Here is a 21,205-nt window from a genome sequence, read left to right as displayed (position 1 = left end):
TACTCGGAAGGGTTCAATTGATCGAGATTCGCAAGCCATGGCTTTGGTAAGTGGCGGCAGTATTCATAAGTCCCGTACAGCCTCGGTGAACTGACGAGCCCGCTCCGTCACGAGATTCAATTTGCCTTCCTTCACCCAATCCAGCGAGATCAGCTTGCCGCCCATCCCGACCGCATTCGCTCCCGCCGCGAAATAATCTCTAATGTTGCTCAAGTCCACGCCGCCCGTTGCCATAATCGGAACGGTGTCTAACGGGCCTCTGATCTCCTTTAGATAACCAATGCCCAGCGTGCCCATAGGAAACAGCTTGACTGCGCAAGCTCCGGCCTTCAGCGCCTTTACGATCTCCGTCGGGGTCATAACTCCCGGCCAAACCGCGACTCCGCGTTCTTGACCGTAGGCAATCACCTCTTCGTCAAGGTTTGGCGAGATGAGAAATTGCGCCCCCGCATCGATTGCACGCTTTGCATAGTCGACATCCAGAACGGTTCCCGCTCCGATGGATGCGGCATTTCCATATTTCGTGCGCCAGCGCTCGATAATGGTCGTTGCTCCGGCGGTATTCATCGTAACTTCCATTAGCCTTATTCCGCCCTCTATAAGCGCCTCAGCAGCTCCATCGGCCGTGTCGTCCTCAATTCCGCGCAAAATAGCTACAATCTTGTGCTCCAGCAGCTTCTCCAACATCTCGTTTATTGATGTTGCATCTCCCATCATTCATTCCCCCATTCGTTGTAATCCTTTAAACTCCCCAATATTGTCCAAGAATGCGAATGAACACATTCGGGAACGGCAGCTTTTCCATATCGGCCTTATCGATCCATCGGTATGTCATGCCGTCCTGACCAGCGAACGTTGGCTCCACGCTCTCCGTCATAGTACTCGTCGCTGTCGATGTTGTATAGGCGGATAAGGACTCAGCCGCAATATCTCCGCCGCCTCCGCGGCTATCCACTGAACCCGGGAATCCGATCAGCCCCATATCTGCTCCGAACACCCTCAGCCGCCAATGAATATGACTGAACACATGCTCGGCATCCATTACCCATTCTTGCGGACGAATGAACAATCCGGAAGCCTCTTCCGTCTCCCGTACCAGCGCCTCCGCCATGTAAGGCTGCTTCTTCGGTGCATCAGCGGCGAACATCGCCTTAGCCGTGTCTGGCAGCAGCACATGCGGGAGTTCCCACATCTGGGCCAGCAGCCCCGTGCGGGGACGCTGCCTTACGAGCACCTTGCCCTCTTGCTCCACGATCGCAACGATCCGGTATTCGTCGCGTGGAGGCTTTGCTTTCGTCTTGATCGGCAGCACCGTCTCCTTCCCCGCAATCCGGCCCGCGCAATGCTCCATGACCGGGCAGGTCAGACAACCTGGCGACTTCGGCGTACAGACTAACGCGCCAAGCTCCATTAGCGCCTGGTTGAAATCACCTGCGGCACCTTCTGGTATGAGAGTGACCGCAAGCTTTTCAATTCCGACTCGCGTAGCCGGCTTGGCGATATCGTCCTCCAGACAGAAGTATCTGGACAAGACGCGCATTACGTTGCCGTCGACCGCCGGATACGGACGGTTGAACGCGATGCTCATGATGGCCCCGCTCGTATACGGGCCAACCCCTCTCAAGCCGGATACGGCTTCATGGCTGTCCGGAATAACGCCGCCGTACTGCTCCATCACCATCTTCGCGCCAGCTTGCAAGTTGCGGGCGCGAGAATAATAACCGAGCCCCTCCCAGCGCTTGAGCACTTCTTCTTCCGGCGCCTCGGCAAGAGCCTGCACGGTTGGGAATTGGGCCATGAATGCCTGATAATAAGGGATGACGGTATCCACCCTTGTCTGCTGAAGCATAATTTCGGACACCCATACCCGGTAGGGATCCTGATTCTGTCTCCAAGGCAAGTCTCGCTTCTGAAGCCTGTACCAGGCTAGCAGTTCTGTGCTGAAATATGTTTTTGCATCCTGTAATTCGGTTTGAGTCATAGCTGTGCCGTTCCTTCCTAATGCCCCGTCTGTTATACGCAGGGGTTGTTTCATCCATTCGTCTTTGACTATACTCTATTAGAGGTTGGCCGAAAAGTCCACTTTTCCAATATGCTAGATGTCGAAGGAGGGGCCGAGATGAAACCCGGTCTGGGAAAAAAACAAATCATTGCAGTGTCGTCATGCTTATTGCTGCTTGCTATATTAGCCGGTTGCGGCGGCCCGATGCAGGGCTCGAAGACAAGCAAAGCATTAAGCGACGCCCCGCCCGAGACGGCGGCGCTGTTCCAATCCCGCTGTCTTTCTTGTCATGGGAGCGAGCTGCAGGGACGTGTAGGCGAGAAGACGAATTTGCAGCAAATAGGAGCAAGACTCGCCGCAGCTGATATTGCTTCGCGAATCAGGGACGGGAGCGAAGACGGCATGATGCCTGCATTCGGCAAGCAGTTATCCGAGGAAGAGATCGAGGGGCTCGCCGGATGGCTGGCCGGGAAACAGTAACGGGTTGGCAACCGGCCTGGCCAAATCCGTAAGCGTGCAGACTACGTGAGGGTTACATAAATTTCTCAAAACACAAAAAAGCCGGCCTCCCTTAGTCCAGGAAACCGGCTCTTCGCGCAGCGGTATGCCGACCGCTTCGATTCGAAGCTTTCTCTAAACGCGCGGAAGGCGCATATGTCCTTTTGTAGGTCCAGCAAGTATGTCCCATATGCGGATGCAGCGGGAACACATCGCCCGGCAGCAGCAGCAATGAACCGCCCCACTCATCATGGTATATGCCTTCGAACTGAACCCTTTGTCCGGATTTATATCTGCGTTTCGGCTCGGGACCATGGTTGCCGATCTTCTGACCGTTAGTCATAAGCATAAGCAACTCCTTCCGCATCATACTTGTAACATTACATTCCAAGTATGGGCGGAAGGTTACCGCTTTATCCTCTCCACGACGACAAATGCCGAAGCGATGGCACGCTCATGCGTAATCGTGACGTGAATCTCGATATATTCGGGATTAAGCCCAAGCCTTGTCCAGGCTTCCTCCGACAATCCGCATATCGGCTTGCCGTCCTCGTTTCGGTAAATATCAATGTCATGGAAGCCAAGGAGTTCGCCGATTCCGCAGCCGAATGCTTTGGAGATGGCTTCCTTCGCCGCGAATCTGCCCGCCGTGAATTGATGCAGCCGGGCCCCTGCGTATGACTTCGCCAGCTCTCGCTCGCCATCCGTCAACACGCGCTTCAGAAATCGTTCGCCACGTTCACCGTCCAGCAGCGATTCGACGCGCAGCACATCCGTCAGGTCGTGTCCGATTCCAATAATCAAGGCAACACCCCCGAATGTATGTGCACTTAAATACCGGGAATTCCGGACCTCTTGTGCTCCGTCTTCAAATATTGCTTTTCCAGCTTCTCCCGGACTTCCTGGGAGATTTGCTTGCCTTCGAGATACGCGCTGTTGTCTTCGTATAAAATACCAAGCTCGCCTTCATCCGTCTGACCGTCCCAAAGACCGGCGGTAGGCGCTTTGTCCAGTACGCTTTTCGGTACGCCGATATGAGCGGCGATCTGGCGAACCTGACGCTTGTTGAGCGAGCTGAGCGGAGTAATGTCGACCGCGCCATCGCCCCACTTCGTATAGAAGCCCGTAATGGCTTCGGAAGCGTGATCGGTGCCCACGACCAACAAATTCAGATCGAATGCGAGGGCGTACTGCATGACCATTCGAGTTCTCGCTTTCACGTTGCCTTTGCCGCCCCGGCTAATATGGCGCGGAATGCCTAGCTGCTTGAAGCTGTGCTCGACCTCCAGGGCAATCTCGTCTACGGCTTCTTCGATATTGGTCTCGGCCTTATAACGAAGATCAAATGCAGCCGCTACGGCATAGCTGTCCGCAATGTCGGATTGGTCACCGTAAGGCTGAAAGACGCCTAACGTCAAATATTCCTTGCCCGACTCTTCGCTCAATTCGTCCGTCGCGATCTTGCACAATCCCGCAGCGACAGCGCTATCGAGGCCGCCGCTAATCGCGATCAGCAGTCCGGACGTGCCGGATTTCAACACGTATTGCTTCAGGAAGTCGACGCGCTTACGCACTTCGGCTGCTGGATCAATAGTCGGCTTAACGCCGAGTCGTTCGATGATTTGTTGTTGTAGGCTCATCATTTAGCTCCTATTTCGTGCAGTATTTGTCGAAGGCATCCGTCAGATCTGCCGCGATATCCGCAGCGGAACGATTCTCAATTTGGTGACGTTCGATAAAGTGCACCAGTTCTCCGTCTTTCATCAAGGCGATGGAAGGCGAGGATGGCGGATACGGCGCAAAATATTCGCGGGCTTTAGCCGTCGCTTCCTTGTCCTGACCGGCGAATACCGTGAACAGATGATCCGGCGTCACTTCATGATTCAGCGCATCAGCCACGCCGGGACGGCATTGTCCCGCCGCACAGCCGCATACGGAGTTAATGACGATCAGCGCCGTACCGCTTGCGCCCGGAACGTTCTCTTCGACCTCTTCGGGCGTGCGAAGCTCCTTGATACCCAATTTCGTTAAGTCGTCCCGCATCGGTTGAACCATATCCAGCATGTATCTTTCGAATGACATAGACATAATGAACACTCCTTTATATTGTGGTGATTTTTGCTACTATTATAACGCTCCTTACGAAAATAAAGCAACCGGAGCACTTGCTCCGGTTGCCAGCTTCATGATGAGCGGCTGAGACTATTCTAAATGGGGGGCCGGTTAGGACCGATAAGCTAATTAGCATGTCCGCCTGAGCCTTCCCTTATGTCAAAGGAGACGACAAACGTCGTTCCTTCTCCTTCCCGGGTATGTATCTCAATGCGGCCGTTATGCCGTTCTGCAATGCTGAGGCATAAAGGCAAGCCTAAACCGGTTCCGCGCGTCTTGGTCGTATAAAAGGGCTCAAACAGATGGTCAAGCTTGTCCTGGGGAATACCGACCCCTTCGTCAGCAATTTGAATACTGACCTCCTCGGCCGTCCAGGCCGTATGTATGCGCAAAACGCCTTTGTCTCCCATCGCCTCCATCCCGTTGCGTGCAAGATTAAGCAGCAGTTGCTTCATTTCTCGGTCATTAAGCAGCATATCGGGCATATCTTCGCATAGGACAATCTCCAGCGTCTGACCGCGCAGATTGGCATCGGCGCTAATCAGCGGGACTAGATCGTTGATAGTGTGATGCAGATTCGCCCTCTCCATCTTGAGCTCCCGGTTTTGCGCAAGCGATAGAAAGTCGCTGATAATGAGATTAGCGCGATCAAGCTCCTCCATAATAATTCGGAAATATTCGAATTGACTCTGGGGGCTGCGCTCTTGAATCAACTGAACGAAGCCGCGAATAACCGCCATCGGATTGCGGATTTCATGCGTAATGCTGGCTGCCATCTGGCCAACCAGGCTGAGGCGCTCCATCCTGCCCCGTTCGTCGCGCAGTTGTCTAAGCTCCGTAATATCGCTGGCAATTAGCGCTGCTCCCGTAATCCGATTGTCTTCGATCTCCCTTAGCGTAACGGTTGTCAGAATAAGCGTCCAACCCTCGTCGTCGATCGACAAAGTGGGCGTATCCATGCCATCCAGCGCCTTATGCAGCAGATCGGCGCTTTCTTTCATTCGCTGCGGATCGAAGGTTTCCGGGAACGGCGTATTTTTGAGCCTGGCAACGTCTCGGTATCCCTCCTTGAAGCCAAGCAGCTTGATCGATTCCTCATTGGCATGGGTTATAAAGCCGTTTCCGTCCACGATGAGTACAGCCAGAGGCGCGTTATCGATAAATTGCTGCAGCTTCTGCACCTCGTTGCCGTAGTTGACGGACAGCTGACCCACTTCGTCGTAGAGCTGCTGCTTCTCCTTGATGCTCTCGATCATATAGATCGACAGCCAAAAAGCAAGCAGCAGACCTATTATCGACAATGCTACTTCGAAGCCTGCCAACAAGGTCCATTCCATCTGATACGCGTCAGAATAATATTTGGTCAGCACGATACGAACCATCGCCACGATTATTACCATGACGAGGCCGATTCGTTCCTTGCTAACGCTGGAGGCATTCTCAAATTTCCGTATGATCGTAAGCAGCATGATGGAAAATACAATCAGCGAGACGATAAATCCGACGATTTCGAAATTATTGTCCAGTGTCGGCAGCCTCAGCAGCACGTAGAGGACAAAAAGCGCCCCGAATGCTCTGTAGCCTCCGTACAGAGATCCCACCAGAAACGGAACCGTGCGATAATCGACGTCAAAGTCAAAAACAAGCGAAGTTGTAAGCGCGCACATTACCATGGCTACGCCGCTTGCAATCGCGATGAACGGCTTAAAGCCCTTCCAGCCCCGCTCCTTGTCGTGCCAGAGCAGAAACGCGAAGATAGGAAGGACCGATAAGAAGAATTGCAGCAATAAGTCCTTCAGCAAAGATGACAGGCCTCCTTATCGACGACGTACATAGAGGTTGTTCATAGACGACCGGCGGCGAAGCCGGCTGATCTGAACCAGCACTAGTTGATATATGTTGCTTTCTATAATTTGTCGTTCATCCAGGCCTTAATACAAGCAATGGCTTCTCCGCCTTGAAGATCGTTATGCAGTTCATGAAGTCCATCCTGCCACGGGTTCCAGTCGCAGCCCTCCCTCATTCCATCCGCCAACTCCTTGCTTGCGGCGTATGAGGTTACCCTGTCTGCCGTTCCGTGCAGAAGCAGAAGGGGGACATGAAGCTCGTTGACGTGCTTGATCGCCCACTCTCCGGCATCCTGAATTTCGGTAAATGCCCTTGGCGTAATAATGGTATGACTCAGCGGATCCCCCTTCATGGATCGGGATCTGGACGCTTCCGTACCGTTCTGCCGGAACAGGTCTTCCTCCTTCAGTCCAGTGGACATCGGCAGGGAGGGCCAGAACGTCGCCAACCTGCGCCCGAGCCATTCTTTTACTGCGGGAGGTTTGAAGGCGAGTCTTAGCCATGGGCTTGTCAGAACGAGCCCTGCAAGGTCAGGCTTGGTCCGGATCGCGCAATTTAACGCGATATTCCCCCCCATGCTGTGGCCGTATAAGAAGAGCGGAATCTCGGCATGACGTTTCGCGCATTGCTCCAGCATCAACGTTAGATCGGCGATCGCCGCCTCCATAGACAGCATATGCCCCCGCTTTCCTTGCGATCTGCCGTGGCCGTAATGATCGTAGGCGATAGTGGCATATCCGTCTGCCGCCAGCTCCTTCGCAACATGCGCATACCGTTCGCCATGCTCGCCGTGCCCATGAGCCAAACAGATGACTGCTTTAGGCTTGCCTGCGGCAGGCAGCCATTCGCGCACAAATAAATCGTTTACGCCGGTACCGAGCACTCGCCACTCCGTTCGGCGAACCTTATCCGAAGCTTCGATCCCATCATCCGCTATGCCTTGCTGCACATCATCCCTATCGTTATAGCTGCCACGTTGACTCATCCTGTTACAGCCCCTCGCATTCATGTATAATAATTAAATTATACTGTAAACGGCCGTCGTGAATAGAGCCTTTTTTGGTTATTATGAATAATCGTTAGGAGAGTAGATATGAGTTATGACGTAATCATTGCGGGCGCGGGTTCGTCGGGATTAATGGCTGCCGTTTCCGCCGGAGAATCGGGCGCGAAAACCCTGCTTCTGGACAAAGGGGACAGGCTTGGCAGGAAGCTCGGCATTTCCGGCGGGGGGCGATGCAACGTAACGAACGCCAAAGAGCTGGACGAATTAATCAAGCATATCCCCGGGAACGGCAAATATTTGCACAGTGCGCTTGCCGTTTTCAGCAATCGGCATATTATGGACTTTTTCGAGAGACTGGGCATTGCTCTTAAAGAAGAAGACAACGGCCGCATGTTCCCCATTACCGATAAAGCCAAGACGGTTGTCGATGCGTTAGTAAACAAAGTTCGATCGCTGGGCGTAGATATCCGGGTCAATAGTCCGGTAGAACGCGTGTTATACGAGGGCGGCAGAACAGTCGGGGTGCAATTGAAATCCAAGGAGATTATTAAAGCAAGCAGCGTCATTGTCGCCGTGGGAGGCAAGTCCGTTCCGCACACGGGTTCGACGGGAGATGGATACGCGTGGGCGGAGGAAGCCGGACACACCGTCACGGAGCTGTTCCCAACCGAGGTGCCGCTTACGTCGAGATCCTCTTTCATTCTGGGCAAAGAGCTGCAGGGGCTCTCTCTTCGAAACGTCGCGCTGACGATCTTGAACGCCAAGGAAAAGCCCATTATCAGGCATGAAGGCGATATGATCTTCACCCACTTCGGCCTGTCGGGTCCAATCGCGCTTCGGTGCAGCGGATTCGTCGTCAAGGAGCTGCGAAAAAACGGCGGCGGCGAAGTGAAAGCTACTATCGATCTCATGCCCGAACGTACAGCAGATGAGCTGTACTCCGAGACGTTGGCCCTTTGCAAGGGCGATAGCCGCAAAACGATAAAAAACGTCCTCAAGGGTTATTACCCGGAGCGGATGCTGCCTATTATGTTCCTCAAGTCCGGTCTGCGGGACGATATCACGTACGATAACATTCCCAAGGGAGCATGGCTTGCGCTGGCTCGGGTTGCCAAGGCATTTCCGGTACGCATCGACGGGACGTTGTCGATCGAAGAAGCGTTCGTGACGGGCGGAGGCGTTCATCTAAAGGAGATCGATCCAAGGTCGATGCAGTCCAAGCTAATGCCCGGACTGTACTTCTGCGGCGAGGTGCTGGACATCCACGGTTATACGGGCGGCTACAATATAACGGCCGCGTTCACGACCGGGTATAACGCCGGAAGGCACGCGGCCGAGAGGGCCATGGAGCTGGCACGGTAAAGATCGACATGCACGAGCGAGGGCTCTCCTCGACCTTGGAACCAAGGTTTAGGGGAGCCCTCTTCTTTGCCGCTTATGAGCGGGACGGCATGCCGGCCTAGATATGGACGTCGCCCGAGAAATGATTGTACGTGCCGTCGTCAGGCAGAAGCTCTTCGCTGGTCATAACGCCGTCTTCATCCCTGTTGCGCGCCCCTTCCGCGTCTATCCAATCCTCATTGACGACATGGGCGGGAATAGTGATTGCATCCAGCGCATAGGCAGAGCTGGTCACGGCTTCTTCGGCAATATGAGCTTGTTCCACGAGTTGCCCGCCATGCGCCTGCGCAATCTCGAGAGCCGACGTCAAGTCGCCTCCCTCCACATGAATATGCATGCGGCTTTCATGATGCATAACGGGATCGTAGCCAAGCTCCAGCAGCAATTCGCGAGCCATCGCGGCGCTGCTGCTATCGCTGAAGTCGAACATTATCGCCGATAAGTGGGACAACCTGCATCTTCCTTCCGAGTATTTGGTCATTTCCTGCTTTTAGGATGCCTAATCACGTGGAATTCATGCCTGCCCGATGCCCGGAAAACGCGAATAAGCCGTTGGTTCCCTGGTCTCAGGAGAATCAAACGGCTTATTGCTTATCATTTGGTTGGGCGTTCCTCGTCTTTTACGCCCGGTATGCAGCGAGCGTTTCGTTAAGCTCGCGCGTCGCGCCGTAAACTTGCTGATAGGCGCGGAACAGACCAACGTATGCATTCGTTGCCTCTTGGTTCGGAACGTATTCCGATGCGTACTTCACGAACGCCGCGGAACATGCCTCCAGGCTGTCAAACCACCCGCATCCATAAGCTGCGAGCATGGCCGCTCCAAGTCCCGGTCCCTGCTCATTTTCCAGCGACACAACCGTCGCGCCAAAAATGTCGGCCTGCATCTGGAGCCAGACGGGATTCTGCGCCCCGCCCCCGATGGAGACGATGCGTTCCACCTTTTTGCCGGCGCCGCGGAACATATCCACGGACTCGTTTAGCGAGAAGGTGATGCCCTCCATAACCGCCCTGGCAAAATGCTTGCGCTCATGCGAGCCGTCGATGCCCACAAAGCTTGCGCGGATCGAAGAGTCCGCATGGGGCGTTCGTTCGCCGACCAGATAAGGCGTGAACAGCAGACCGCCAGCTCCCGGCGGCAGCCCGCCAACCTCGGCCAGCAGCTCGTCATAGGACTCTCCAGGCGCGAACGTCTTCTTGAACCAGCTGAGGCTGTAGCCCGCCGCAAGAGTTACGCCCATGGCATAAAACGAATCCTCCTTCCCGTGGTTGAAGAAGTGGACCTTGCCCCCGAAGTCCTTCGACTTGTCATTCTCGTAAGAGAGAATGACGCCCGACGTACCAATGCTGCACAGCGTCAGACCTTCCGACAGAATGCCGGACCCGATCGCGCCGCAAGCATTGTCCGCCCCGCCCGCGAATACTTTCGTGTCAACGTTTAAGCCGGAACGCTCCGCTGCTTCCGGCAGCAGCGTGCCCGTCAGCATATGAGATTCCACAAGAGGAGGCGGAAAGCTTGCCGGCAAGCCGAAAGCCTCCAGCACCTCATCGCTCCAGCGTTTCTCCGCTACTTCAAGCAGCAGCGTGCCCGCGGCGTCGGAATAATCCATATGGCGACGTCCGGTCAGCCGATATCGCACATAATCCTTCGGCAAGAGGAAGGACTCGGCCGATTGGAACAAAGCTGGCTCGTTCTCTCGAACCCACAATATTTTGGGCAGCGTGAACCCTTCCAATGCGGGATTGCGAGTCAATCGAAGCAGCTTGTCGCCAAGCACCCGCTCGATCTCCCGGCACTGCTCCGTCGTGCGTGTATCGTTCCACAGAATGGCGTTGCGAACAGGCTTGCCTTCGCCATCCAGCAGCACCAATCCATGCATCTGTCCCGAGAAGCTGATGCCTTCGATCGCGCCGGCATCGATGTTTTCATTGGCAGCAAGCTCTCGCAGCGCTTCGTGCGTCGCGTCCACCCAATCCTCGGGCCGCTGCTCGCTCCAGCCGGAGCGCTCATGATAGAGCGGATAACTGCGCGAAGCTTCGGCGACAACCGTCCCTTCCTTGTTCACAAGAAGCGCTTTGACCGCGCTGGTGCCGAGGTCGATTCCGATCACGTAACTCATATCCAGAGCCTCCCGTTTATACGCTAAAAATAACTTCGCTTAACATAAGACGAATACGCTCTTGACGGCCGGACTTGTTTACGATCGGATTGTTTTGCAGCGCATATTGCTCAAGCGACTTCAACGTGGCGCGGCCGGCTACAATGTCGGCGCCAATGCCTTCTTTGAAGCTGCGGTAACGGTGATCTACGATGCTGTCCAGCGTGCGGTTCTCGATCAGCTTGGCAGCTGCTTTCAGTCCCCAAGCGAAGCTGTCCATGCCCGCGATATGCGCAAGGAAAAGATCCTGGTCTTCAAAAGAGCCGCGACGCACTTTGGCGTCAAAGTTAACGCCGCCGCGGCCCAGGCCGCCGGCTTTCAGCACTTCGTACATCGTCAGCGTCGTGGAGTACAGATCCGTAGGGAATTCGTCCGTATCCCAGCCCAGCAGCAGGTCGCCTTGGTTTGCGTCAAGCGATCCCAGCATGCCGTTGATAGCCGCCGTGCGGATCTCATGTTCGAACGTGTGGCCGGCAAGCGTAGCGTGATTCGCTTCCAGGTTCAACTTGAACTTGTCTTGCAGACCGTACTTCTGCAAGAACGAGATTGTCGTTGCCGCGTCGAAGTCGTATTGGTGTTTCGTCGGCTCCTTCGGCTTCGGCTCGATCAGGAATTGCGCGTCGAATCCGATCTCGTTCGCATAATCGATCGCCATATGGTAAAGGCGGGCGAGGTTATCAAGCTCGAAGCCCATGTCCGTGTTCAGCAGCGTTTCGTAGCCTTCGCGGCCTCCCCAGAATACGTAGTTCTCCGCACCGAGCTCCTTGCCGACTTCCAGGCCTTTCTTCAATTGCGCGCCTGCATATGCGTATACGTCCGCGTTGCAAGTCGTGCCTGCGCCATGAACAAAGCGAGGATTCGTGAACATGTTAACCGTGTTCCATAACAGCTTTTTGCCGGAAGCGTTCATAGCTTCCTTCAGCAACGCCACGATGACATCGAGGTTTTTGTTCGTTTCTTGCAGCGTAGCGCCTTCCGGAGCGATGTCGATATCATGGAAGCAGTAGTAAGGAATGTTCAGCTTCTCCATGAATTCGAAGTTCGCTTCTACGCGGGCTTTGGAACGATCCAGACCGTCGAATTGATCCCAGCCGCGCACCATCGTGCCGGAACCGAACGGATCCGTGCCGTTAGCGTTGAACGTGTGCCAATAAGCAACCGCGTAACGAAGATGTTCTTCCATCGTTTTGCCAAGCACGACCTGGGACGGATCATAATGTTTAAATGCAAGCGGATTGTCGGAGCCTTTCCCTTCGAATGCGATTGCCGGAATGTTTTTGAAGTAACTCATAAGTAATAACTCCTCCTTTGGGATGAATGCGTTTTCCTTCTACATGCAGAATAACACAAACACACTTTGTTTGTCTATTAAACAAACTAAGTTTTATGGTATACTTTCCGTACAAGAATCATCGACTACGGATAATCATAGACAGGAGAACGTTACGCGTGCCAACGAAACCCACGGGCGACCTTGCCCTCATCAAAAAAATGAACACTTCTATCGTGCTCGATGCCGTCCTTAAGCATGCGCCGCTATCGCGTGCAGGCATATCGGAGCGGACTGGCCTAAACAAGGCTACCGTATCCAGCCTCGTACTGGATTTGATCGATGCCCATCTTGTCTACGAGATCGGACCTGGGGAGTCCAGCGGCGGACGCAAACCCGTCATGCTTTTATTTAACGAGAAAGCTGGCTATGCGGTGGGCATTGATCTCGGCGTCAACTATATTAGAGGCATTCTGACCGATCTGGCGGGAGGCGTCATTGCCGATACTCATATCGAGCTTGGACGAGCCAATCAGGAATTGCCGCTGGAGCAGTTGACCGGCTGCATCGACGGCCTTATAAAGCAAGCTCCGGATAGCCCCTATGGAATCGTAGGTATCGGCGTCGGCGTGCCGGGCATCGTGGACGATCAAGGCGTCATCCTGTTCGCTCCGAACATGAAGCTGAAGCAGGTTGCCTTAAAAGGGATGCTGGAGAGCCGTTATAGCCTCTCCGTCACGATCGACAACGAAGCGAACGCAGGCGCGCAAGGCGAGCAAACCTATGGAGCCGGTCGCGGGATTCGCAATCAAATTTACGTGAGCGTCGGAATCGGGATCGGCACCGGCATCATTTTAAACAAAGAATTGTTTAAAGGCGCTTCCGGCTTCTCCGGCGAGCTTGGCCATCTATCCATTCAGTATGATGGCAAGCCTTGCAGTTGCGGCAATCAAGGTTGTTGGGAGCTGTACGCCTCCGAGAACGCCTTGCTCGAACAGGCTTCCTCGCTTGGATACGCAAGCCTCGGGCAACTGCTCAAAGCCGCGGAGCAAGGGGATGAGCGAGTACGGCAATTGTTTAGCGACATCGGGTACTATCTGGGTGTCGGCATCGCCAACATCGTTAACGTGTTTAATCCCGATGTTGTCATCGTCGGCAATCGCATGAGCAGCGCCGCGACATGGATCGGCCCTGCTATGCGCGAAGCCGTCGAGGCCCGGGCGCTTCCCTACCATCGGGCGCAGCTAAGTATATTATTCGCGGAATTGCAGGAGCAGTCCGCCGTCAGAGGCGCTGCTTATTATGCCATCAGCGATTTTTTTGCCAAAGTGAAAAGCACATAGTCCCTTCGTTTATATTCCGTTTACATGAAGGATGTATTCTTCTAACATTAAGACCAACTATAACAGGGAGAAAGTTCTCTGTTTGGAGGTGCATGACATGGGATACATCCTGATCGCTGACGATGACCCTCATATCCGCGAGCTTGTAAGGCTCATCCTGGAAAAGGAAGGGTATTCGGTCAACGAAACAAGTGATGGAGCAGAGGCTATGGCGCTGATGGAAGCTTCGCCCGCCGATATGGCCATCATCGATCTGATGATGCCGAATATGGACGGTTGGGAGTTATGCCGCCGCTTGCGCATGGATCATGACCTTCCAATCCTTATGCTTACGGCCAAGGGTGAGCTGAACGACAAGCTCCGCGGCTTCCATATCGGAGCGGACGATTATCTCGTGAAACCTTTCGACCCGGCCGAATTAGCCGTGCGGGTAAGAGCTTTGCTTAAGAGATATCGTATTGCCGCCTCTCAGCAGATAGCCGCTGGCGGGATAATGATGGATCGCGGAACCTATCAGTTGAAGGTGAATGGCGAACCCCATAACATACCGCCCAAGGAATTCGAGCTCTTGTTCATGCTTATGAGCCATACCGGCAGAACGCTGTCGCGGGGTTCTTTGATCGAATCGGTATGGGGCTACGACTTCGATGGCAACGAACGTACGCTTGACGTGCATGTTAACCGCCTGCGCGAACGATTCGCCGACTGGAATGCCTCGATCAAGATCCGTACGATTCGCGGACTCGGCTACCGGCTGGAGACGGAGGCGACGGGATGAGAAGAACGGACAAGGAGAATCGCAGACCGTCGCTTGGCCTCTTCATTTGGAAGGGCGCAATTGCAATCATCTCAGTCATCTTGTTCTGCGCCGCCGTCTACACGAGCGCTTACTTCCTGTTCATGTGGTTCTATGATTACCGAGGACTACGCTGGAACGATTATTACGTTCATTTGGCAGTATGGGGGCTCGGCGTTCTCTTGTTCGTCATCACGGCGCTGCTTATTAACTTTATTACGCGCCCGAAGCAGATGATTGTCTGGAACGAGATGCTTATCGCTTTTCGCAAAATCGCCAAAGGAGACTTTAGCGTCATCGTCGACCAGGAAGGCAAATTCCGCAATCACTCCCAGCTTGGAGAGTTCGTCGACTCCATTAACGAGATGACGCAGGAGCTGAAGCAGGTGGAGCAGCTCAGGCAGCAGTTTATATCCAACGTGTCGCATGAGATTCAATCGCCGCTCACCTCTATTCGCGGATTTGCAAGCATGCTGCAACAAGACGGGCTGACGCGCGAAGAACAACAACATTATTTGTCCATCATCGAAAAGGAGACGATTCGTCTCTCCGGGCTGAGCGACAACTTAATGAAGCTGACTTCGCTCGAGTCGGACCATATCCAATGGGACATGGCGCCGTTTAGTCTCGACAAGCAACTAACGGATATCGTCCTGGCAAGCGAACCTCAATGGCTGGAGAAAGAGCAGGACATCGAGCTCGAGCTGGCGGAAGTTATCATGCACGGGAATGCGGAGTTGCTTAGCCAGGTTTGGCTGAACCTGCTGCATAACGCTATCAAATTTACGCCTCCCCATGGACGGATCACCATCCAATCGGTAAAGAACGAAGGAGAGATTACCGTACGGATCAGCGATACGGGAATCGGCATACCGCGCGAGGATCAGGCCCGCATTTTCGAACGATTTTACAAGGGGGACAAGCAACGCACACGAACCATAGAAGGCAACGGGCTCGGCTTATCGATCGTCAAGCGAATCGTTGAGCTCCATCAAGGGTCGATTCGAGTGGAGAGCGTCCCCGGTGAGGGAACGACTCTCGATGTCACGCTTCCGCTGCAGCCGTTATTGCCAGCTAAATCCGTTACTTGACCCGATGAACGCCAACCGTATCGGATATATTCCCTTCGAAAATAACGGAGACGTTGGTTGTCTTGGTCGTGCCATTGCTATAATAGGCGACGAATATAATCGTTGCGGGACCGTCCGGGAGCTCCTCCATCGCATCGTCCCACATCTCCCCTTTCCAAATGCTGCTCGTTGATCCTACTGCACTCAGAGTTGTCTTCCGATTGCCGAACGTCGCCTCCACCCTGATCGCTTTCGTTGCGGTCGGGGTCGCTGTCGTAGCCGCCTGCAGCATCAGTCTCTCGCCTGCCCAGAACACATTGTATCCTCGAGGCGACTCCGGGTTCCCGCTTTCCTTCAAGTTATAAGCCTGCCTTCGCTCATTCCATGCATCCGTATGTCCTATGTTCCCTGACAGCGTCAGAGGAAGCACTTGAATAGTCTGATTAAGCATAACAAGTGCTGAACGCCCATCCGTCACGGTCTGCCGCATCTTCCATGCTCCAGTTTCAGTCATCCGCCTAACCGGAGCGGCAGTCGAATAAGGATAGGTCAAATTATAGCTATAGTTTTGACGAACGCCGGTTGGGCTCGTCAATTCATAGGCCACTGTAATCGGATCACGATCCGGATCGCTCGCCAAACTGCGGAATGTCACCGTATCTCCCTCGTAGACCGGATTCGGCCACCAACTAAACCCCGGCGTCGGCGGACGGTTATTCATTACGACGACAGTCTTCGCAACCGTCTGCACATTGCCATTCGGCGTTCTGGCGGTCCATTCGAACGTATAGGAGCCGTCAGGTATCGCCGCTATCGTCAATTGATTGCTCCAGCTCTTGCTTCCGATTCCCGTCGTGGAGTTCGTCGTCGAGGTTAATGTAATCGTCCGTTGGTATGGCGTGCCTTTGAAAGCTGTAACCGTCGTCGCGTTGCCGTTCACTGCGGAATCCGGATATTTGGTGGTGGAAGCCGCGAGCCTATACGATTCTCCAACGGTTAAGGTAAGCAGATTGCGGCTTAAGCCATTAATCGAATCGATACTGCCGTTAAGATTAATAGGAGTGCTAACGCGGACGTTATACGTATTCTCCGCATAAGAACCTGCCACGGAGCCGTTAGCCCGTATCTTGAAGCTGTACAAACCATCCGGCGTCGTATTCGGAATAACGAGCGTCTCATCATTCCAGGCAATATCGTTGCCGCTCCTGCTTCCCGTATAATACGGAACGGACTTATTAATATAACCTCCCATAGAAAGAGAGAGGGCGACGGAATATGGGAATCTGGTCCATAGTTCGTGAGCTACAAGCTTCTCGCTTGCAGGAACGTTATTCAGCGAAAAATTTTCATCTTGCGTCCGCAGGTTAGACTTCAGCTGAACGGGAACCGTCTCTGGCAGTACATAGGTCCGCACAATCGGATCCGACCATACTCCTTCGATATCCTGAACTCTATAGTCCAAGATGTAAGTCCCCGAAGACAGCTCGGAAGGAATTCGCGTCCATACTTCGCCGCTTCCTTGCTTCGTAAGCTTGATCGATCGCGCTTGAATGCCCCGATCCGTCGCCGCTCGCGTTATATTATGATCCAGATCGTAACTGGCATCGATCCATGTCGTCTTGTACATATTCGATGCGGACACGTAGTCGAAATCCAGGATGACATCTGGGATGGGCTTGCGATGCACGATCACTTCAACGACGGATTCGTTGGAAAAATAGCCGTATTCGCTGAAATTCGGATCGGTCGTCGGTCTATCCTTTACGCGCCGAATGAACTGATATTTGCCGGGTCTGCTTAACGTAACCTTGGACTGGTACGGAAACCAATTGTTATTGTTTTTGACGGCGATGAGCTGCTTTCCGTTAATGGATTCAAAGCCCATGCTGTTGTCATAATATTGAGGATCCTGTATGATTTGAAGCTGGTCGCTAACCGTCGGTATAGAGTCGGACTCATAGTCGAATGTCGCCGTTCTCGTTTCGATTTCATCTCCGACCAGCTTTAGAACTTTAGGTACGGCAGGATTGCTTTCAGCTATGTAACTGATGACGGAAGCTACAACATCTTCTATCGCTCCCGTATTAGAGATAAAATGGTCATGCGATATCTGCGATCGGAAAACATTCGAACCCACGATGATGAGTTTCGCTTCGTTTTTGTTAATCACATTTTGCAAATCCGAGAGCTGCGATGCCTGGTTGTCAGAGATGTAGATCACATATTTGGCTGGCACGGACCTCATAAATGAATTATCGTACCATTGTCGAATAGCCTTGGATATGCTCCCACTATAGAAGCCAGTATAGCTATCGTACGATACTTCTCTGGGTTCCCACACATCATGTGTCCAATAAACCGTCCCGCTATAGTAGGCTGTCCAACCACGTGAACATGATCCATTTGGAGTGCCCGTTGGTCCGCAGCTTGGACCATTTGGCGACTCGCCGGATCGGCCAATGGTACCAGAGTATTTACCGTCGCTATAATACTGTGAAGATCCGCAATTATTCCATGAGCTTGAATCTTTGTAATTTCCTTTAGAATCATAGTAAGTCGTTACTGAACTCGAACATGTTCCTGTACCGGTTTTGGAGTCCGTCACTTTGACGAATTTACCCTCATCTCGCGTATAAGGACTGTTGGATGTGCTGTATAGCGACAACGTGCCTGAATAACCATTTGATGAATAGTAATAAGTGCTGCTGGGGTAAGAAGTGCCGGTACCATTGCTTGTACTAGCTGATATAGTATCTGTATAGGTCTTCATATCCCAAATGCTTAGATTCGCTAACATGTTCGCTTGGGTGAAGGCATTTGTGAGTGTGACACCGTTTCCTCGAATATAATCTGTCGATGATTGCTTTAAGTTGGAATCCAACATGAAGTAAATGTCCATATCGGGCTTTTGCGTTGGAATATCCAAGTATAAGTCGCTTGAAGGAGAATAATTGTCGACAAAGAAATACGATTCTATTGTTTTCGTTTTGTTGTCACCAGGCGTAATAAACTCCATTAGCCGGTCTTGGTTTGTACTTTCTTTCGCATAAGCAACGATTTTATACTGACCAAGCTTCTCGAATACGGGAAGTTCCGAAAGATCACCGTTGGACTGGAAGACGATTTCGTCCATGGTACCATCGTTGTTTGAATCGTAGTGGACCTCTAATCGTTTCTCCGAAATAAAGTCGCCATCCGTGCTAACGGCATCATAAAAGAGCTTGAGTTGATCCAGACGGCTAATTTGGGATTCGTAAGCATGAGCTATTACTGCTGGTTCATGGTCGGGAAGTATTTCATAGTCGACCACATACGGATCAGAATAACGAGTAATGGATTTTCCATTGCCATACGGAATGACCCTTTTTGCTGCTATGCTGATTTGATAGCTGCCCGTTTCCTTATACATATATTGTTTTTCCGATGTGTTGGATTCACAAAAGCCTACTCGGCATTTTAAATTGAGATCATTTGGTTTGACGAAACTAAACGATGTGATTTCAAGAGGCGCGTTCTGTTCCACCCATTGATCGTTACTTGCTTTTGACTGGTCAAACGCGATCATTGTTCTGTTTTGCTTATAAAGTCCTTCGAGTTTAATAGCAACGTTTGGTTTCGACTTATGAACAACCACATGTTGAATCTTAAAAGATTCGCTTCCGTCCGGTGCTGTAAAAGTTGTCTTAACCTCGCGTATTCCAAGCTTGTTTTCTCCGAAAATATAATCCCCTCGGTAAAAGGCAGTTGCGTTGATCTCGGAACCATCGATAAACACGCGTTTTGTAAACTCATCATAACCTGCAGGATCTTCGCAGCCTCGATGGGGAATTATATCCGGTTCGCCATCTGTCACGGGAAAGGGAACTACATCATACCAATCAAGCGGCCAGTCCGCTTCTGGCGTAATAAACTGCGGCGGTGCCGGCCAAGCTTCCTGCTCACAACTGTACACATAGGGTACTTGTGTAATGACAACAGTACGAATCCTTTCAGATGATTGATTGACGGCGGCATCCTTATCTACAATCTTTTGTTTGATTTCAAACGTTTTTTTTACAGGCTCCGTTACCATATCTGCGGCGAATTTCGATGCCATAAAGTTGTAGAGCCATTGTTCGACAGCCTTTTGATCCAAATGCCCTGCTTTTGGAGCTTTTACTTCGGGTATTGCTGGATCGTATTTACGAGATACTGTTGTTCCATCATCTTTATTTATAATTTCGAACTCGTAGTAATCTGCATCAGATCCATAAGAAAAATCCTCATAACCTACCATTAGGCTAGTGAATTGGGATTTTCGATCAAATTGAATCTCAGGGATAACGCCAAAATCGCTGAGCATTGGCTGTTTTTCCGTGGGTTCGAATTCAATTTGAAAATTGCAATATTGTCCTGCGGTAGACGGTGTATTGTATGTATGGTTCGTGTAGACGATGAAGGCTCCTGCGTGGGATTTGTACAACCAAACGTCATCGCTGGTTTTATCGAGCTTCGAAGTATCTACTTCAATCGTGAAGGTCGCACTTGATTGATTGCTCTTCAACACAACCCCATCGCTGTAATTGTTTGAAGCTTTCTGAATATATGTACTTGCATTTGGATCTTTCATGTCCAGTCGCCAGTAATCAATGTCCTTGCGGGTATAATACTCCGCTTCAGTAGCACGACCTCCAAAATACATGTCATCTTGAAGCGTGCCGGTTACTATCATTTCTACTTTAACGATTTTGCTTTTGCCGATCGGTATGGGATCTTTGCTCACTGGCTGTGCCGTACAAAGTGCTGGTGTTTGCTTTTTTTGTTCAGGTGCAAGTTTGGGCAAAGCGTATGTATGATACCACGTGGAGTGCGATTCCCAGCTATAATGATACATATTCCCGAACCCGCCTGCTCTTGCTGAGGGCTCTTGGTCGATGGACATGTAGTTTCGGGGGTCGGTGTTATCAGGTTCTTGAGAATTTAAGACTCTATATCTATCCGCATATTTAACACCTTGTGTAATTTTAAAACCCAATGCTTTGTCAAGTATAGGAACAAGGTAGTCGAACCTTTGGATGGTGACGTTATCCGCCACATCTCCATATATCTCCCCAGGTGATCCTGGTTTATACTTGTAGTCAACAGGCAACTGAGCCCAAGGTCGATAGACCCAGTGCTTTGAAGCAAGAATATTTCCGGAATCGGAATCTACAATAAAATGAATGTTTGAGAATGCATTGCCATCACGTGTATACCCTAAGTACCTATACTCTCCTCGTACTGTTTTCCCTGTCTTTGGATCAGTACCCAAAAAGTGACCATTCGTATAATCAATTGTATCTGGACCGGCTTTTTGCCATCCCTTTTTAAATTCTTGAATACTCTTCACAGATTTGACGTCACCATAGACTTCAAGTCTCCTTTGACCTGCTAAAGGTGTTAAGCTGCCTTCGGGCCATGCTGTTTGATAATAATACTTCGAATTAAATTTAAAACCATTTGCACTACAAGGAGGTACGCCTTCAGGAAGATAGCCGTCAACAGTAGCGAGCGGATTATACCCACAGCGATTCGTGTATCCGTTAATAGTTTCAGGTGGCTCGGTGTCTGCGGCAAAGGTCGTATCAATCGTCCAACCTGTAAAATTAAACAAAGAGGTGAAGCAAAGTATCACCATGGTTAAAAATACAAATCTTCGAATGCTACGCAACATAATCCCTCCGA

At 51.9% G+C, this 21,205-nt stretch carries 17 protein-coding genes; 5 read left to right on the top strand and 12 right to left on the bottom strand.

Annotated features, from left to right (window positions below):
* Positions 1 to 63: 63 nt before the first annotated feature.
* Positions 64 to 717 (bottom strand): bifunctional 4-hydroxy-2-oxoglutarate aldolase/2-dehydro-3-deoxy-phosphogluconate aldolase, encoded by a 654-nt coding sequence (locus tag B1748_RS01660; RefSeq protein ID WP_256975469.1) that lies wholly within the window; start codon positions 715 to 717, stop codon positions 64 to 66.
* A 25-nt stretch (positions 718 to 742) separates the two neighbouring features.
* Complete coding sequence (gene mutY, locus B1748_RS01655) at positions 743 to 1,981, bottom strand: A/G-specific adenine glycosylase (RefSeq protein ID WP_087566119.1); 1,239 nt, start codon at positions 1,979 to 1,981, stop codon at positions 743 to 745.
* Between the two features lie 138 nt (positions 1,982 to 2,119).
* Here mutY and B1748_RS01650 point away from each other — a divergent pair, with 138 nt between their 5' ends.
* Positions 2,120 to 2,482 carry a c-type cytochrome gene (locus B1748_RS01650; protein WP_179215316.1) on the top strand — a complete coding sequence of 121 codons (363 nt, stop codon included), beginning with the start codon at positions 2,120 to 2,122 and terminating at the stop codon, positions 2,480 to 2,482.
* Between the two features lie 91 nt (positions 2,483 to 2,573).
* Here the strand turns inward: B1748_RS01650 and B1748_RS01645 are convergent, their stop codons facing one another.
* From B1748_RS01645 to B1748_RS01620, 6 genes are all read right to left on the bottom strand, one after another.
* The gene (locus B1748_RS01645) at positions 2,574 to 2,843 is read right to left on the bottom strand and encodes a hypothetical protein (RefSeq protein ID WP_143810216.1); all 270 of its coding nucleotides are present in this window, start codon (positions 2,841 to 2,843) and stop codon (positions 2,574 to 2,576) included.
* A gap of 62 nt (positions 2,844 to 2,905) precedes the next feature.
* Positions 2,906 to 3,304, bottom strand: coding sequence for a holo-ACP synthase (acpS, locus tag B1748_RS01640; protein ID WP_087566116.1), 399 nt, complete (start codon positions 3,302 to 3,304; stop codon positions 2,906 to 2,908).
* Between the two features lie 26 nt (positions 3,305 to 3,330).
* A complete protein-coding gene (nadE, locus tag B1748_RS01635; RefSeq protein WP_087566115.1) occupies positions 3,331 to 4,140 on the bottom strand; it encodes an ammonia-dependent NAD(+) synthetase in 810 nt (269 codons plus the stop codon).
* 10 nt (positions 4,141 to 4,150) lie between these two features.
* The gene (locus B1748_RS01630) at positions 4,151 to 4,588 is read right to left on the bottom strand and encodes a BrxA/BrxB family bacilliredoxin (protein ID WP_087566114.1); all 438 of its coding nucleotides are present in this window, start codon (positions 4,586 to 4,588) and stop codon (positions 4,151 to 4,153) included.
* 149 nt (positions 4,589 to 4,737) lie between these two features.
* Positions 4,738 to 6,414, bottom strand: a complete 1,677-nt coding sequence (locus B1748_RS01625; protein WP_087566113.1) for an ATP-binding protein — start codon at positions 6,412 to 6,414, stop codon at positions 4,738 to 4,740.
* Positions 6,415 to 6,518: 104 nt separating this feature from the next.
* Entirely contained in the window at positions 6,519 to 7,445 is a 927-nt protein-coding gene (locus B1748_RS01620) for an alpha/beta hydrolase (RefSeq protein WP_179215315.1), read from the bottom strand.
* 108 nt (positions 7,446 to 7,553) lie between these two features.
* Between B1748_RS01620 and B1748_RS01615 the strand changes: the two genes are divergently transcribed.
* Complete coding sequence (locus tag B1748_RS01615) at positions 7,554 to 8,828, top strand: BaiN/RdsA family NAD(P)/FAD-dependent oxidoreductase (protein ID WP_087566111.1); 1,275 nt, start codon at positions 7,554 to 7,556, stop codon at positions 8,826 to 8,828.
* Between the two features lie 97 nt (positions 8,829 to 8,925).
* Here the strand turns inward: B1748_RS01615 and B1748_RS01610 are convergent, their stop codons facing one another.
* The 3 genes from B1748_RS01610 to xylA all read right to left on the bottom strand — a co-directional run bounded on the left by B1748_RS01610 (position 8,926) and on the right by xylA (position 12,314).
* Positions 8,926 to 9,318 (bottom strand): hypothetical protein, encoded by a 393-nt coding sequence (locus B1748_RS01610; RefSeq protein ID WP_256975468.1) that lies wholly within the window; start codon positions 9,316 to 9,318, stop codon positions 8,926 to 8,928.
* Between the two features lie 169 nt (positions 9,319 to 9,487).
* Complete coding sequence (xylB, locus tag B1748_RS01605; protein WP_087566109.1) at positions 9,488 to 10,984, bottom strand: xylulokinase; 1,497 nt, start codon at positions 10,982 to 10,984, stop codon at positions 9,488 to 9,490.
* Between the two features lie 16 nt (positions 10,985 to 11,000).
* The gene (gene xylA / locus B1748_RS01600) at positions 11,001 to 12,314 is read right to left on the bottom strand and encodes a xylose isomerase (RefSeq protein ID WP_087566108.1); all 1,314 of its coding nucleotides are present in this window, start codon (positions 12,312 to 12,314) and stop codon (positions 11,001 to 11,003) included.
* A 200-nt stretch (positions 12,315 to 12,514) separates the two neighbouring features.
* Here xylA and B1748_RS01595 point away from each other — a divergent pair, with 200 nt between their 5' ends.
* From B1748_RS01595 to B1748_RS01585, 3 genes are all read left to right on the top strand, one after another.
* A complete protein-coding gene (locus B1748_RS01595) occupies positions 12,515 to 13,636 on the top strand; it encodes an ROK family transcriptional regulator (protein ID WP_256975475.1) in 1,122 nt (373 codons plus the stop codon).
* A gap of 97 nt (positions 13,637 to 13,733) precedes the next feature.
* Positions 13,734 to 14,414 (top strand): response regulator transcription factor, encoded by a 681-nt coding sequence (locus B1748_RS01590; RefSeq protein WP_087566106.1) that lies wholly within the window; start codon positions 13,734 to 13,736, stop codon positions 14,412 to 14,414.
* Positions 14,411 to 15,523: a sensor histidine kinase gene (locus B1748_RS01585; protein ID WP_087566105.1), complete on the top strand. Its 1,113-nt coding sequence runs from the start codon at positions 14,411 to 14,413 to the stop codon at positions 15,521 to 15,523. Before B1748_RS01590 ends, B1748_RS01585 begins: the two co-directional genes overlap by 4 nt.
* On the opposite strand, the gene B1748_RS01580 is transcribed toward B1748_RS01585, so the two are convergent.
* On the bottom strand, positions 15,516 to 21,194 hold the full coding sequence (locus tag B1748_RS01580; protein WP_143810215.1) for an Athe_2463 domain-containing protein: 5,679 nt from the start codon (positions 21,192 to 21,194) through the stop codon (positions 15,516 to 15,518). The two genes, B1748_RS01585 and B1748_RS01580, sit on opposite strands and share 8 nt — an antisense overlap.
* Positions 21,195 to 21,205: the final 11 nt, after the last annotated feature.

The sequence above is a fragment of the Paenibacillus sp. MY03 genome, assembly GCF_002165585.1.
Lineage (GTDB): Bacteria > Bacillota > Bacilli > Paenibacillales > Paenibacillaceae > Pristimantibacillus > Pristimantibacillus agaridevorans.
The sequence above is the reverse complement of the archived record's forward strand: the minus strand, read 5'-3'. Positions and strand labels throughout refer to the sequence as shown.

Coding starts and splice junctions, on each gene's coding strand:
- B1748_RS01590 (WP_087566106.1), top strand. CDS start 13,734: ATGGGATACATCCTGATCGCTGACGATGACCCTCATATCCGCGAGCTT.
- B1748_RS01660 (WP_256975469.1), bottom strand. CDS start 717: ATGATGGGAGATGCAACATCAATAAACGAGATGTTGGAGAAGCTGCTG.
- B1748_RS01580 (WP_143810215.1), bottom strand. CDS start 21,194: ATGTTGCGTAGCATTCGAAGATTTGTATTTTTAACCATGGTGATACTT.
- nadE (WP_087566115.1), bottom strand. CDS start 4,140: ATGAGCCTACAACAACAAATCATCGAACGACTCGGCGTTAAGCCGACT.
- B1748_RS01615 (WP_087566111.1), top strand. CDS start 7,554: ATGAGTTATGACGTAATCATTGCGGGCGCGGGTTCGTCGGGATTAATG.
- B1748_RS01620 (WP_179215315.1), bottom strand. CDS start 7,445: ATGAGTCAACGTGGCAGCTATAACGATAGGGATGATGTGCAGCAAGGC.
- mutY (WP_087566119.1), bottom strand. CDS start 1,981: ATGACTCAAACCGAATTACAGGATGCAAAAACATATTTCAGCACAGAA.
- B1748_RS01595 (WP_256975475.1), top strand. CDS start 12,515: ATGAACACTTCTATCGTGCTCGATGCCGTCCTTAAGCATGCGCCGCTA.
- B1748_RS01630 (WP_087566114.1), bottom strand. CDS start 4,588: ATGTCTATGTCATTCGAAAGATACATGCTGGATATGGTTCAACCGATG.
- xylA (WP_087566108.1), bottom strand. CDS start 12,314: ATGAGTTACTTCAAAAACATTCCGGCAATCGCATTCGAAGGGAAAGGC.
- B1748_RS01650 (WP_179215316.1), top strand. CDS start 2,120: ATGAAACCCGGTCTGGGAAAAAAACAAATCATTGCAGTGTCGTCATGC.
- B1748_RS01585 (WP_087566105.1), top strand. CDS start 14,411: ATGAGAAGAACGGACAAGGAGAATCGCAGACCGTCGCTTGGCCTCTTC.
- xylB (WP_087566109.1), bottom strand. CDS start 10,984: ATGAGTTACGTGATCGGAATCGACCTCGGCACCAGCGCGGTCAAAGCG.
- B1748_RS01645 (WP_143810216.1), bottom strand. CDS start 2,843: ATGACTAACGGTCAGAAGATCGGCAACCATGGTCCCGAGCCGAAACGC.